Source organism: Roseateles amylovorans (assembly GCF_025398155.2).
In the GTDB taxonomy this organism is placed as follows: Bacteria; Pseudomonadota; Gammaproteobacteria; order Burkholderiales; family Burkholderiaceae_C; genus Roseateles; species Roseateles amylovorans.
Genome location: NZ_CP104562.2, coordinates 1,457,370 through 1,471,839, shown reverse-complemented (window position 1 = coordinate 1,471,839; position 14,470 = coordinate 1,457,370). Strand labels below are relative to the sequence as shown.

Here is a 14,470-nt window from a genome sequence, read left to right as displayed (position 1 = left end):
CTTTTGGGCCAGTTGGTGCTATGTGATTGGGATTTCAGCCTACCGACACTGGTGAGATCTACACACGATCACACAATCGCCATGTCTAAATCAGTCATCTCCATTGACGCCGCGACGCAGCCCAGCGAGACGCCCCGCAACCTCCTTGGCGCCCCCATTCGGACTGTTCAGAGCCTGGCGGCCGTGGCGCCCGGCGTGAAGGCTGTGCCCAAGCGCATCAAATTTCCCGCCGATAGGGACGACGACTTGATGCCGACGCACGAGGCCCCCGAGACGTCGGTCCACGAGTCCGCCGACGATCCCGCGGGCACAACACGGCCTGGCGACCCATCGGCCGCATCGCCCAGCCTGGCGGACGACATGGCGCAAGGCGGCGACGCCCTGCCTGCGGACGCAGGATCGCAGGCCGATGAGGACGACGACCACCTGATGCCGCTCTTCGTCATCCCCACGCTCGGCGGCCTGGCTGCCGGCATGTTGTCGATGGTGGGGGATCGGCCTCCCCACGCGTTGCCGGCGCCCCTGCCGCCGCAGCGTCCCGGGCCATCCGAATCGCCAGGTCAGCCGGATGCCGCCGAGCCGCCCTCCCGTCCGCCTCATCCGGAGGATCCGGGTTCCGCCCAACCTCCCGGAAGGCCCGAGCTGCCGGAGGGCGAGCAGCCGGCCGAACCGGTCGATCCGCTTCCGCCGCTGCAGGCGCCCACCCTTCGGCTTCAGCAGGACACGGGCCGTGACGACGACCGCATCAGCAGCCATGCCACCATCGAGGTCCTGGGCCTGGCGCCCGGGGCCCGTTGGGACTACAGCCTGGACGGCGGCATCACCTGGGCCGTCGGCGAAGGTGCCGAGATTCCCGCGGCCGTCTTTGCCACCGACGGGCACTGGGAGGTGATGGTTCGGCAAACCGATGCGGACGGCCGGCACTCCGCCGCTGGCTGGCTGGCGTTCGAACTGGACACGTTCGCCGAGGCGCCCGGCCTCCAATTGCGCAACGACACCGGCGCGAGCACCCATGATTTCATCACCCGCGACGGCACCTTGATCATCGACGGCCTGGAGACCGACGCCCGCTGGGAATACAGCCTCGACGGCGAGACCTTCCTGGCCGGCACCGGCGAGATCCTGGACGCTGCGTGGCTCCCCACCCATGGGGCGGTGGATGTGCAGGTGCGGCAGATCGATGTGGCGGGCAACATCAGCGATGTGCGTTGGGTGAGGCTGCACCTGCATGACCATGCGGAGGACCTGGATCTCAGCGAGCTGGCCGGCACGCAGGACCGCGCCTGGTGGCTGGGTGACCTGGGGCAGTTGAGCGCCGGCATCGCCTTGACCAACACCACCGCTCCGCTGACCGGGGCCGACATGCACCGCCTGACCGTGGACATCGGGGGTGACGCACTGGATCTGGCGAATGACCGCCTGCTGCTGGACACCGAACTGTCGCTCCTGACCGATACCGCAGCGGATGGGGTGACCATCGGCGGCGTGCTCGGTCTGAGTTATCGGTACGACGCCCAACAGCAACGGCTGACGATCTGGCGCACCGACGACACCGAGATCTCCGGCTCCGAAGCCGCCGCACTCACCAACTCGCTGCGCCTGCGCAACCAGGATGTGGCCCCCGGCATCGGCGACCGGACCTTCCAGCTCAGTTATGAGGACATGGCCGGCAACCTGAGCACCACCGCCACGGTCACGGTGACGATCGATCCGCGCCAGCCGCTCCTCGACCTCAACGGTGGGGCGCCCGGCATCAACGCCGACGCGGTCTCCGCAGACCTCGCCAGCGGCGTCGCCCTGTTTGCGAGCGATCTGACCGTGGGGCACCAGAATCCGGACGCGACGCTGCAATTCGTCCGCATCACCCTGACCGGCGGCGGCGCCAGTCGGGACGACCGGTTGTTCAGCCGGGACGGTGGCATCGATACCGCGTTGGACGGGAGCAGCTCGACCTTCACCATCGGCGGCGCGACCTGGGTCATGACGCGCTTCTCCGACACCTTCACCTTGTCGAAGGCCGACGGCAGCAACGCGTCCCTGACCGATACCCAGGCCATGCTCGCCAGCCTGCGCGAGGTCAATCCGCTGGCCTCGCCGCTGCAGGGCACGCGCACCTTTACCGTCACCCTGGTCGATCACCTGGGTCGCGCGGCCACGGCCGCAGGCAGCATCACCTATGACACGGTGGCGCCCCAACCCGACCTGAATGGCCGGACGCCTGGCGTGGACTACGACGTGGTGGTCACGCCCGGCCTGCCCTGGGCCTTCGGGCTTGCCAATCCAGCCACCGGCGCCATCACCGAGCGCAATGGCGTGACCCAGTTGACGCTGCGATTCAGCGCGTCGGTGGCCGGCGCGTTCGACACCACCACGCCCGACACCGGCGAATGGATCGGCCTTTTTGACCCTGACCGCGGCGACGACCGCAGCATGATGCTGCGGCTGGGCGACAGCGGCACCCTGACCACGGCGACGCTGCTGCCGGACCGCGTGCTGACGCTCACGCTCAGTGACGGCCCCTCGCCCACCCTCACCATCACCTCCGACACCGCGCTGACGCAAGGCGAGGCGTCCGAGCTGCTGCGCGCCCTCCACTACACCTGCGAGGCCGACGCGCCACTGGGCCTGCGCACGGTCGAGGTGACCGCCACCGACCGCGCCGGCAACACCGCCGCCACCGGAGCCGTGACCCGCCTGGACGTGCGAGACATCGCCACGCCGGTGCTCTACCTCGCCGCCGAGGCGGACACCGGCCTGCATCACAACGATGCCCTCACCGCCTGCAATGGCAGCGACGGCGCCCCGCTGGTGCTCCTGGGGTTCGCTCCCGCTGGTCAGACCGTGACCGTCTTCGTCGATGCCAACGGCAACGGCCTGCTGGACAACGGCGAAACCCTGGGCAGCGTCGTGGCCGATGCCAATGGCCAATGGCGTTTCACACTGACGGGCCAAACGCTCCCTGATGGGGACTACCGCGTCGGCGTGATCGCCGGCGGACTGATCTCCGGCCTGCTCGAACTCACCATCGACACCCGTCCTCCGGCCAGCACCATTGTCATTGGCCACACGGTCCACGCCCTGCCGACGCTCGGCGGCATCGCTGACCCCGACATGCCGGTCACGATCGAGATCGACATCGACAACGATCTGACCAATGGCTACGAGGTCCGTTATGAGGTGCAGACCGATGAGGCCGGTCATTGGCGGCTCGACACCGGCTCCGCCGTCAGTGCCGACGGGCAGACCCATGTCTTTGCGCCGGGCGACCTCGTCAATGTCCGGGTCACCACCCAGGATCTGGCTGGCAACGAGACGGTGCGCACCGCCACCTCCACGGTGGACACCACCACCTACGCCATCACCGATTCACAGGTGATCGAGGGCGAGGACGGCAGCCGGGAGATGGTGTTCCTGGTCACCCGCACCGGCGACCTCCGCGCAGCCGGCAGCGTCCGATTCGCCGTCGACGAAGCCGCCAGCTCGGCGCGCGCCCTCAGCGACGGTGCGGCGGCCGATGATGATTTCATCGGCGCCATGGCCGGCCTGATCGACTTCGCAGCGGGCGAGGACAGCAAGCTGATCAAGTTCACCATCAAGGGCGACTACTACCGCGAGGTCAATGACACCCTGGTCGTTCGCCTGGACGAGCCCATCGGCGGCGTGATCCAGGACGGCCTGGGCATCGGCAACCTCAACGAGATCGACATCAGCCAACTGCAGGCTGCCTACGGCCTGCGCAACCTCAATCAGCGCCAGAACGACTTCGCGATCCGGGTGAGGCGCTCCTCGGACAATGCCGAGCAGGACATCGGCTTCGACGCCAGCGGCAATCTGGACCGGCAGGCGCTGATGGACTTCGTGGGAACCGGCGCCACCGACAAAGGCTTTGTAACCTGCTGGTATGACCAGTCCGGACACGGTATCAACATGGCCCAGACCGACCCTGCCAAACAGGGCGTGATCGTCGACGGCGGCCAACTGGTGACCCGCTCCGACGGCTCCCCGGCGATCAGTTTCAACAGCGGACGCAATGGTGCGAATAACGATTACCTCGAAGCCACCGGCGTCGCGGGCACCGATTGGCGCAGTCTGGCGGTCTACGCCAAGGTCCAGGCCGAGGGGACGCGGTCGGGCACGCTCTTCCAGCTCGGTGATCCATCGACGTCCAACCGGATCAGTGCCCATTACCCGGAGGGCTCGCGCTATGTGTTCGATGTGGGCGCACCCAACTCGGTGGGCCGGCTGGTCCGCAACCTGACTGATGACATGCAGGTGGTGGGTCAGGCCAACGACATCGTCTTCGAGGCCCACAGCGGCAATCCCACCGCGGGCACCGACGAGAAAAACTTCACCGATGGCAAGCAGGTCATCTACGAGAACGGGGTGCGTGTCGCCTCTGATGCCACGCTGAACGACACCTTCGTCTCAGCCGGGAGCTGGTTCCTCGGATGGGGCAACGGCTCGCCGTACTATCAACAGGTCATGTTCAACGAGTTCCTGGTCTACCTGGCCACGGACAACAGCACGCCCAGCATGCGCGCGCTGCTCGGTACCGCCCGCAACGATGTCCTCACCTACGCCGGAGAGCGCGCGATCGAGACCATCGACGGCCTGGCCGGTCATGACACGCTGTACCTCTGCGGTGACCATGGCCTGGACTTCTCCGCCTTCTCCGGCGGTGTCCGGGGCATCGAGCAGGTGTGGATGGACAACGGCGCGGCCAACCTGCTGACGCTGTCTTCCCAGACTGTGGCCCTCAACGGCGCGGATGCGTTGACCATCCGCATGGATGCTGGTGACGTCGTGGTGATGGACGGCCAACGCTTCGCGTACGACACCGGCGCCCAGGCCGTGGTGATCGGCAATGCGGGCGACAACATCGTTCGGTCCACCGGCGCCAACGACGTGCTGATCGGGGGCGCAGGTTCCGACACCTTTGTGTGGACCGAGGGCCACCGCGGCGCGGACCTCGTGTGGGACTACACCACCGCCCAGGGCGACCAGCTCGACCTGCGCCAGCTGCTGCAGGGCTTCCTGAGCGGCGACGAGGCGCTTTATCTGCGCCGGGCGGTCGACGAGCGCGGTCAAGTCGTCTTGCAGGTGGATGTGAACGGCAATGCCGACTTCGCGCACCCCGATCTCACCATCACCCTGGCCCAGGTACTGCAGGCCGACGCCATCACCGTCATCACAGCGGCGGGCACCTCGGTACTCTGAGGGTTTGCCTGTGGGCCGCGCCGGTCGGGAAGGGGTTTATCCGAGGCGATCGACCAGCCGGCGAGCGGCGAGCAGCGCGTCAGCCAGGTCGATCGGCTCCAGCGGACCGACGCTGGCACGAAGTCGCTCCAGCTCGCTCAGCAGGACCCGCGCTTGCTGCCCAGTGTCCTCGGGCATCGGCGCATCCCGCATGGGCGCGGGCGAAGCGCTGGCCGCCTGCGCGACGAGCCGTTCCAGCCACCCTGCCACGCGCGTCGCCCGACTTCGATCGGCACGCGACCAAGGCACGCCCACCGGACGTTCCAGACGCAACACACCGATCGCCTCCCCGTCAGGCTGGTGCAGGGGGAGCTCCAGAACTTGCGGTGGATCGTAGGGCAAGGTCCGGCCACGGCCCGGCAAAGGCGCCTTCCAGCTGACCTCCAGCATGGACAGGCTGAGCGCGGCCTTCAGGGGCGGTCGAGCGCGTTGCCAATGGCGGTCGACATCCGCCATGGACGACGCCGGCGCGTCGGCACGGCCAAGCGACAACAGGAGGGCGTCCGCGCCATGCGGATCGGTGTCGAAGCGCGCCAACTGCTCCAACCTGGCCGGGAGTTCGGTTTGGACGAGGGTCGCCTCCAGCCGCTGGCGCTGCTGCTGGTGGTACCAGCTCGGACCCAACTGCGCCTGCTCGGCCATCAGCTGGCTGAGCCGCCCATGCGCCGCGGCCTGGACGGCCCGCGACTGGAGTGCCTCGCCCAGCAGCAAGGCCTGCTCGGCCGGTGGGATGGCCTCGGTGCCGGGCCGCAATTCCGAGATCAGCAGCAGCGTCTGCGCCTGCAGCCAGCGGTAGTGGCAGCGACTGGCCAGCTCCTCAGCCTGGACGGCCAGCGCCAGGGCCTCGCCGGCCGCCCCACTGTCACGGGCACAGCGGGCCAGGTGCCAGATGGCCTCGGCTTCATAGTCTCGATGGCCCGCCTCGCGCGCCGCCGCACGCGCTTCATCCAACCGCGGCAATGCCGCCTGCGGGCCCTGCGTCGCGCGCAGGGCGACCGCCCGGTTCAAAGCGATCTTGGCGCGAAGATAGGCATCGTCGGCCAGTTGCGGGTAGTGCAGTTCCGCCTGATCCAGCACCCGTCCGCCGCGCGCCCAATCGCCCAGCGCAAAGCACAGATGCGCCAGACCGATGCGCGCCAAGCAGGCCCAGCGGGTTTCATCGTCCGCCAGCTCCAAGGTCTGGCTCCAGACGTTGCAGGCCTGGACGTAGTCGCCGCGCTGGTAATGGAGCCGACCCAGCGCCTCACTGAGCTCGGCCGCCTCCTCCAGCAGGCGATGCTGTCGCGCGCGAAGCAGCGCGCTTTCCAATGCACCTTGAAGCTCCGGTCCTCGGCCCCAGCGTTCGAGAATGAAGAAGGCCCCGAGCAACGCCTGGAACGGCGGCTCGGTGTCCTGGGCCATCACGGCCTGCAGGCGCGAATAGGCCAGCCCCGGGCGGCGCATCACCAAGCGCTCCCAGCGCTTCAACGGTTGCGGCCACGTCAACGCCGGGACGTCGTTCTCGCGTCGCCCGCCTGTCGGCCGGGCCCTCGGCCCGCCTTTGTCTGCCTTGTCGGCCTTGGCCGCCTGCCCATCCGTCGCCATCTCACTCCCGTCGTCTCAACCGCAGCCTGGGGCTGCATCAGTTCGAAGCATAACGGGCACGCCGGTCGACCCCACGCCGCTCCTGACCTGATTTCAGCCAGCAGATGCGCGGCATGGACGGGAGCGCCCGCCATGACAAACGCCCCGGCGGATCACTCCGCCGGGGCGTTCGCTTCGAGGCTGCGCTTCAGGTCATTGATCGACAGCGCCCGATAGGGCAACCGCTCCGATCGAGACCCGCCCGATCAAGCCGTCGCTGCGCCGGGGTTGCGCAGACGGATGTGCAGCTCGCGCAGCTGCTTTTCGTCGACGTTGGACGGCGCGCCCGTCAGCAGGCACTGGGCACGCTGGGTCTTGGGGAAGGCGATCACGTCACGGATGGACTCGGCCTTGGTCATCAGCGTGACCAGACGGTCCAGGCCGAAGGCCAGGCCGCCATGCGGCGGAGCGCCGTATTGCAGCGCGTCCAGCAGGAAGCCGAACTTGATGCGCTGTTCCTCCGGGCTGATGTTGAGCGCCTCGAAGACCTTGGCCTGGACATCCGCACGGTGAATACGCACCGAACCGCCGCCCAGTTCCCAGCCGTTGAGCACCATGTCGTAGGCCTTGGCCACGCATTTGCCGGGATCCGTCACCATCAAATCCTCATGCCCGTCCTTGGGCGCGGTGAACGGATGGTGCACGGCGGCCCAACGGTTGTTTTCCTCGTCCTGCTCGAACATCGGGAAGTCGACCACCCACAGCGGGGCCCACTTGTCCTCGAACAGGCCGTGGGTCTTGCCGAACTCGCTGTGGCCGACCTTCAGGCGCAGGGCGCCGATGGCGTCGTTGACGACCTTGGACTTGTCGGCACCGAAGAAGATCAGGTCGCCGTCCTGCGCGCCGGTGCGCGCCAGGATGTCCGCCACCGCCTTGTCGTGCAGGTTCTTGACGATCGGCGACTGCAGGCCCTCGCGGCCCTTGGCCACTTCATTGACCTTGATCCAGGCCAGGCCCTTGGCACCGTAGATCTTCACGAACTCGGTGTAGCTGTCGATCTCGCCACGGCTGAGTTGGGCGCCGCCGGGCACGCGCAGCGCGACCACACGGCCACCAGGCGTGGTCGCCGGCGTGGAGAACACCTTGAAGTCGACATCGCCCATCACATCGGTCAGCTCGGTGAACTCGAGCTTGATGCGCAGGTCGGGCTTGTCGGAGCCGAAGCGGTACATCGCCTCCGCATACTTCATCACCGGGTAGTCGCCCAGTTCCACATCCAGCGCCTTGCGGAAGACGTGGCGGATCATGCCTTCGAACATCGCGCGGATCTCTTCCTCGTTCAGGAAGCTGGTCTCGATGTCGATCTGGGTGAATTCGGGCTGGCGGTCGGCGCGCAGGTCCTCGTCACGGAAGCACTTGGTGATCTGGTAGTAGCGATCGAAGCCCGCCACCATCAGCAGCTGCTTGAACAGCTGCGGGGACTGGGGCAGCGCGAAGAACATGCCGTCATGCACCCGCGACGGGACCAGGTAGTCCCGCGCGCCTTCGGGCGTGCTCTTGGTCAGCATCGGGGTTTCGATGTCGACGAAGCCTTGCTCGTCCAGGAACTTGCGCGCTTCCATCGCCACGCGGTAGCGCAGCATCAGGTTGTTCTGCATGTACGGGCGGCGCAGATCCAGCACCCGGTGCGTCAGGCGGGTGGTCTCGGAGATGTTCTCGTCGTCCAGCGGGAACGGGGGCGTCACCGACGGGTTCAGCACTTCCAGCTCATGGCACAGGACTTCGATCTTGCCGCTGACCAGGTTGCCGTTCTCGGTGCCGGTCGGCCGCGCGCGGACCTTGCCGACGACCTTCAGGCAGAACTCGTTGCGGACTTCCTCCGCCACCTTGAACATGTCGGCGCGATCGGGATCGCAGACGATCTGCACCAGGCCTTCGCGATCGCGCAGGTCGATGAAGATCACGCCGCCATGGTCACGGCGGCGATGGGCCCAGCCCATCAGGGTCACGGTCTGGTCCAGCAGCTTTTCGCTGACTTGGCCGGCATAGCAGGTACGCATGGGATCTCTCCGAAAATCTGGGATGTACAGGGACCAGGGGCCCACCACGAGGTGCTGGCGGTCGCCTGGCACGGGCCCCAGGCTTCAATGCCTCAGGACCCGGCGGCCCGGCCCGGGAAGGGCGCAGGCCAATGAAGGCGCTGGCGGGGTCCGGGGACCCTCAGGGCTGAGCGCTTGCCGAGGCGCTCAACCCGGTCAATTTCGGGCAGGCTCGTTCGGCAGCACCAGGGTGGCATCGCCCGGAGGCGGGGCGACCACGCCCATCGAGATGATGTACTTGAGCGCCTCGTCCACGCTCATGCCCAACGGACGGAGCTGCGCACGGGGCATCATCAGCAGGAAGCCGGAGGTGGGGTTCGGGGTGGTCGGGACGTAGAGGCTGACATGTTCGTCCGGCGCGGCGCCGCTGAGCGTGCCGAGCTGGTCCGCCACTTCGCCGCTGGGCTTGCCGGTGACAAAGGCGATGGTCCAGGAATGAGGATGCGGGTAAGGGACCAGCACCGCCTCACGGAATGCATTGCCGCTGGAAGAGAACAGCGTGTCCGAGACCTGCTTGACCGAGCTGTAGATGCTCTTGACGATGGGGATCTTGAACAGCAGCCGGTCCCATTGCCGGAACCACCACTGGCCGAAGATGTTCGCGACGAACATGCCGGTCAGCATCAGCGCCGCGACCAGCACAACCACGCCCAGGCCGGGAATCTGATGAAGTTGCTTCAACCAGGGGGCAGAAACCGGCAGCACCGTTTGCACGGCGGAGAGCAGCCAGGTGAAGACGCCGTCGATGATGCCCAGCACCCACAGCAGCACCCAGACGGTGATCGCGAGCGGTAGCCAGACCAGCAGGCCGGTGATGATGTACTTTCTCATGCCTGGGTCCGGCCCTCGTTCCTCAATGACAGGCGCAGGAGCCGCCGCAGGGCGTGCCTCCGCCCGAAGCGCTGGCGCCGCCGGAGGTGCTGTCCGACGTGCCGGAACCGCCGGCGCTGGCGCCGGCAGTCGTTTCCGAGGCCGCGCCGCCTGCAGCGACAGCGCCCCCCGCTGCACCAGTCGCTGCACCCGTCGCAACACCAGCGGCCGGGGCCGCACCGGCACCGCCGGAACCGCCTCGGAAGTCGGTCACATACCAGCCCGAGCCCTTGAGCTGGAAGCCGGCGGCGGTGACTTGCTTCGAAAAGCTTTCCGCGCCACAGGCCGGGCAGGTGGTCAGCGGAGCGTCAGACAGCTTCTGCAGCACGTCCTTGGCGTGTCCGCAGGCGCCACAGCGGTAAGCGTAGATCGGCATGGTGGTGGCCAGGGTCAAAAACCCGAAATTATATAGAGAGGCGCCCGGTTGCCCCTCAGCCGCGTGACCAAGCCCGGCCGCCCACGGCCCGGTCCGTTGCTGGCGCGCCAATGGCGGGGACATCCGGATGACGGCCCCTTGCGGGGGTCAAGCCGCGCGCGAACCGTCCTCAGCACCCACCAGCCGATGGTGGGATCCCTGCACATTGCGGATGGCCTGAGGGCCCAACGAGCCCAGCAACATGCCCACGATGCCGGCCAGGAAGCCCGCCAACTGCGCCGGGAACTGCTCGCCGGCCGGGGTCAGCAGGAACAGCAGCCAGGTGATGGTGCCCAACGCGATCGCCAAAATCGCGCCCTGCGTCGTCGCGCGCTTCCAGTAGAGGCCGAAAACCAGCGGCACGAAGGCGCCGACCAGCGTCACCTGATAGGCCGCCGACACCATTTCATAGATCGAGGTGCCCTCCAGCGCCATCGCATAGCCGCAGACGCAGACCGAGAACACCAGCACCGCGATCCGCATCGTGCGAAGTTCCTGCTTGTCGGACACACGCGGGAAGAACTGACGCCAGATGTTCTCCACAAAGGTCACCGATGGCGCCAGCAGTGTGGCCGATGCGGTCGACTTCAGCGCGGACAGCAGCGCCCCAAAGAAGATCACCTGCATCACAAAGGGCATGCGCTCGATCACCAGCGTCGGGATGACCTTCTGCGGATCCTCCGCGATCAGCCGCTTGGCCTCCTCCGGCATGATGATCAGCGCGCTCACCACGATGAACATCGGCACGAAAGCAAACAGGATGTAGCTGATGCCACCGATCACCGGTCCGCGCGTCGCGGCCTTCACATCCTTGGCCGACATCACCCGCTGGAACACGTCCTGCTGCGGAATCGAACCCAGCATCATCGTGATCGCCGCGCCAAGGAAGAAGACGATGTCGTGGAAGTTCGGCGCCGGGAGGAACTTGAACATGTCCTGGCTGGACGCCAGCGCGATGACCTTGTCCGCGCCGCCGGCGCTCTCCGCCGCGAACCAGGCAATGATCGAGAGACCCACCACGAGGATGATCATCTGCAGGAAATCGGTCACCGCCACCGACCACATGCCGCCAAACAAGGTGTAGGCCAGGATGGAGGCCGTACCGATGACCATGCCCACCGGAATGCTGATCGCGCCGCCGGACAGCAGGTTGAACACCAGGCCCAGCGCCGTGACCTGCGCCGACACCCAACCCAGGTAGGACAGGATGATGATGAAGCTGCACACCACCTCGACCACCCGGCCGTAACGCTCGCGGTAATAGTCGCTGATGGTCAGCAGGGTCATCCGGTAGAGCTTCGCCGCGAAGAACAGACCCACCAGGATCAGGCAGGAGCCCGCACCGAACGGATCCTCGACCACGCCATTGAGTCCGGTTTGGACAAATTTGGCGGGAATCCCCAACACGGTCTCCGAACCAAACCAGGTCGCGAACGTGGTGGTCACGATCATCACCAGGGGCAGATGTCGGCCGGCAATGGCGAAGTCCGCCGTGTTCTTCACCCGCTTGGCGGCCCACAGGCCGATCGCGATGGTGACAAGTAGGTAAAGGATGACCAGGGTCAGCAGCATGGCGTCGGGCCTTGGGTGCAAGTGAACGGACGGAAAAAGCGCGCGGATTATCCAGGATCCGGCGACACGCCCTCCCCGGGATCAGTCCGGATCGACGGAACCACCGCAATTCCATCGGCAACTGAAGGCCCGCGCTGCGATCCCCGCATCGCAAGTTGTGCAACCAGATTCAACAGGAGCCATCCATGGCCGGATCACTTACCGGGGGCCACAACCCTTTTGCCCAGCAAATGCAGGAACAGACGAATTTCCAGTCCCAATGGGACCAAGCTGTTCTGCATAAGCAGGCTGCCCAGGACCAACTGAACGCGAAGAAGAATGAAGTCGCTCAGGGGGTCACCAATTCCGTCGCGAAGCTGGTGGGCATGGTGCAGATCTGATCGATCGAGACGGCCCTTTCGGCCAGTCTTCTCGAACCTCTGCACCTCTGCAGTCTTGCATGTCTTGCATGTCTTGCATGTCTTGCATGTCTGCATGTCTGCATGTCTGCATTTGTTCTTTTTTTACTGCTCGGCTGATACCGGGCATCTCTCCCGAGCATCGGCTCGTGTCGCAAGACCGCCGATGCATCACTCTCCATATCACTGAAAGGAAATCAATCATGAGCGGAAGCACCACCAACATCACGTACCACAACTGTGATCCCAGCCACGGCATGGGCCTGGGCATGGGCATGGGTATCGGCATGGGGATGGGCATGGGCATGGGCATGGGCGGAATGATGGGCATGATGGGCGGCTCGATGGCCTCCATGTTCATGGGGCACGCCATGATGGGCATGCCGAGCTTCTATTGATCGTGCGTCGGGGCCCTGGCGCATGTGCCAGGGCCCTTTTCATTGTCATGAGCCCTGCTGAGCGGCCACGCCGACGAAGGTGCTCACCCTCACTCGCCATCATGTCTATCGCCACCTACGAGCAACCGGTCGCGTCTGCCGCGACCGAAGTCGATACCGCCTCCGAAAAACGCCACTGCATCGTCACCTTCATGGACAACCATCCGGAGGTCTTCGCCGCACCGGAGGCCGCCGCCACCTGGACCGAATTCCTCGAACAATCCTGCACACCCATTGGACGGGACAGCCTGGTTCTGGACCAGGCGGTCGGCCGACTCATGCAGGTCCTGCGTTCGGCACAAGAAAACATTCCCCAGGAACTCGACCTCGCCGACATGTTGCGCCAGGCGAAGGATCAGGGTATGGGCGACATCGCACCAGACCCGTCGGTTCGCGCGCTCGCCACCGAAGAGTCTTCGCCCGAAGACATCGAGACCATGGCACGTGCCATGACGCTCTACAAGGAATGCATGAACTCCGGCGTCGCGACAGGCTCGGAAATCTACGATGCCATCCACGCCGGCTTCGAACACTTGCCCGCCGACACGCCGTTCATGCGCGACCTGATCGACACGGCCAAACGCATCACCCTGATCGACCTGAACCTCGCGCTGGGGAATGGGTAATGGCCAGCGCCCCCATTCCAAACCGGGTGGTCCTGCCCCATCTGCCTACCGTCTCCACGCCGACGCCGTCCGCTGCCACCTCGGCATTTGCCCGTGCAGTGGCTGAAGTCGGTGGCATCGAAGGCAGCCTGGTCGCAGCTCGACACCGTTCGCCGCAGGATGTCCAGGGACTCTCGGATGTCCTCGGGGGGCCGGGGGTCGAACGCCGCCACCTCGCGAACCGGCTCAACCAGATGCTTCGCAGCGGCAACACGCGCGACGTCCCCGCCATCACAGCCCGCATGCTGGACATGAGCACGCAGAGCGACATCGTCGCCAAAGTGGTGGGCAAGACGGTGTCGGCCGTCGACCAACTCACCAAACTGTCCTGACCCGATGCGCAGCGTCCCTGTCCGCCAGATCCTGGCCCGCGTGGCGGATCGCGTCGACAACATGCGACGCCATGCCTTCAGCCGGACCCGCTCGGCTGCCCGCATCGTCTTGTGTGCCGGCGCCTGCTGCCTGGCGCTGTCGGGCTGCAGCCCATCCATCGAACTCTACGGTGGCCTGAGCGAGCGCGATGCCAATGAAGTCACCGCCGAACTCGACATCCACGGCCTGAAGGCGGTCAAGTCCCCCAACGGCAAGCAGCTGTTCGCGGTCAACATCCCCAAGAAGGACTTCGCCCAGGCGGTGACCATCCTGCAAGCTGCCGGGCTGCCTCGAGACACCTTCAGCCGGATGGGTGACATCTTCAAGAAGGACGGCATGATCTCCACGCCCACCGAGGAGCGAGCCCGGTTCATCCATGCCCTGTCGCAGGAACTGGAGAGCACCCTGTCGCAGATCGACGGTGTGGTGGCCGCCCGCGTGCATCCCGTCCTGCCTCAGCGCGTTGTCCCCGGCGAGCCGGTGATGCCGTCCTCCTGCTCCATCCTGATCAAGCATGTCGTGGGGTGGGACACCACACTGTACGAAGCGCGTATCCGCAAGTTGGTGCTGGCCAGCATTCCAGGGCTGGCCGATGCGCCGGACAAAGTGGCCGTCGTCTTCGTCCCGTCCGAGCGGATGCCCGCGGCGCATCCCGTCCAGGCGACGAGCGCGTCCGACCGCCTGCCGGCCGGTTCCATTCAAGGCTGGCTGATCGGCATTGCTGCGGTGGTGCTGGGCATCGGCCTGCCCTCGGCATGGCTGCTTTGGCAGCGTCGGATGCAGTCCGCCACCACCCGAACGTCGCACGACACGGTGGAGTGAG

General features: G+C 66.2%; 11 protein-coding genes. 6 read left to right on the top strand and 5 right to left on the bottom strand.

Features of this window, described 5'->3' with window-relative positions; genetic code table 11:
* Positions 1 to 3: 3 nt before the first annotated feature.
* A complete protein-coding gene (locus N4261_RS06345) occupies positions 4 to 5,217 on the top strand; it encodes an Ig-like domain-containing protein (RefSeq protein ID WP_261759362.1) in 5,214 nt (1,737 codons plus the stop codon).
* 36 nt (positions 5,218 to 5,253) lie between these two features.
* On the opposite strand, the gene N4261_RS06340 is transcribed toward N4261_RS06345, so the two are convergent.
* From N4261_RS06340 to N4261_RS06320, 5 genes are all read right to left on the bottom strand, one after another.
* Positions 5,254 to 6,741: a hypothetical protein gene (locus N4261_RS06340; protein ID WP_261759361.1), complete on the bottom strand. Its 1,488-nt coding sequence runs from the start codon at positions 6,739 to 6,741 to the stop codon at positions 5,254 to 5,256.
* Positions 6,742 to 7,085: 344 nt separating this feature from the next.
* Complete coding sequence (gene aspS / locus N4261_RS06335) at positions 7,086 to 8,879, bottom strand: aspartate--tRNA ligase (protein WP_261759360.1); 1,794 nt, start codon at positions 8,877 to 8,879, stop codon at positions 7,086 to 7,088.
* A 195-nt stretch (positions 8,880 to 9,074) separates the two neighbouring features.
* Complete coding sequence (locus tag N4261_RS06330; protein WP_261759359.1) at positions 9,075 to 9,749, bottom strand: DUF502 domain-containing protein; 675 nt, start codon at positions 9,747 to 9,749, stop codon at positions 9,075 to 9,077.
* 22 nt (positions 9,750 to 9,771) lie between these two features.
* Positions 9,772 to 10,164, bottom strand: a complete 393-nt coding sequence (locus N4261_RS06325) for an FmdB family zinc ribbon protein (protein WP_261759358.1) — start codon at positions 10,162 to 10,164, stop codon at positions 9,772 to 9,774.
* Positions 10,165 to 10,311: 147 nt separating this feature from the next.
* Entirely contained in the window at positions 10,312 to 11,775 is a 1,464-nt protein-coding gene (locus tag N4261_RS06320) for a high affinity choline transporter 1 (protein ID WP_261759357.1), read from the bottom strand.
* A gap of 185 nt (positions 11,776 to 11,960) precedes the next feature.
* On the opposite strand from N4261_RS06320, the gene N4261_RS06315 reads away from it, so the two are divergent.
* The 5 genes from N4261_RS06315 to sctJ all read left to right on the top strand — a co-directional run bounded on the left by N4261_RS06315 (position 11,961) and on the right by sctJ (position 14,469).
* A complete protein-coding gene (locus N4261_RS06315; protein WP_261759356.1) occupies positions 11,961 to 12,155 on the top strand; it encodes a hypothetical protein in 195 nt (64 codons plus the stop codon).
* Positions 12,156 to 12,376: 221 nt separating this feature from the next.
* The gene (locus tag N4261_RS06310) at positions 12,377 to 12,571 is read left to right on the top strand and encodes a hypothetical protein (RefSeq protein WP_261759355.1); all 195 of its coding nucleotides are present in this window, start codon (positions 12,377 to 12,379) and stop codon (positions 12,569 to 12,571) included.
* Between the two features lie 101 nt (positions 12,572 to 12,672).
* Positions 12,673 to 13,236 (top strand): hypothetical protein, encoded by a 564-nt coding sequence (locus N4261_RS06305; protein WP_261759354.1) that lies wholly within the window; start codon positions 12,673 to 12,675, stop codon positions 13,234 to 13,236.
* Entirely contained in the window at positions 13,236 to 13,607 is a 372-nt protein-coding gene (locus tag N4261_RS06300; protein ID WP_261759353.1) for an EscI/YscI/HrpB family type III secretion system inner rod protein, read from the top strand. The genes N4261_RS06305 and N4261_RS06300 overlap by 1 nt, the downstream gene beginning before the upstream one ends.
* A gap of 4 nt (positions 13,608 to 13,611) precedes the next feature.
* A complete protein-coding gene (sctJ, locus tag N4261_RS06295) occupies positions 13,612 to 14,469 on the top strand; it encodes a type III secretion system inner membrane ring lipoprotein SctJ (RefSeq protein WP_261759352.1) in 858 nt (285 codons plus the stop codon).
* The last annotated feature ends 1 nt before the right edge of the window (position 14,470 follow it).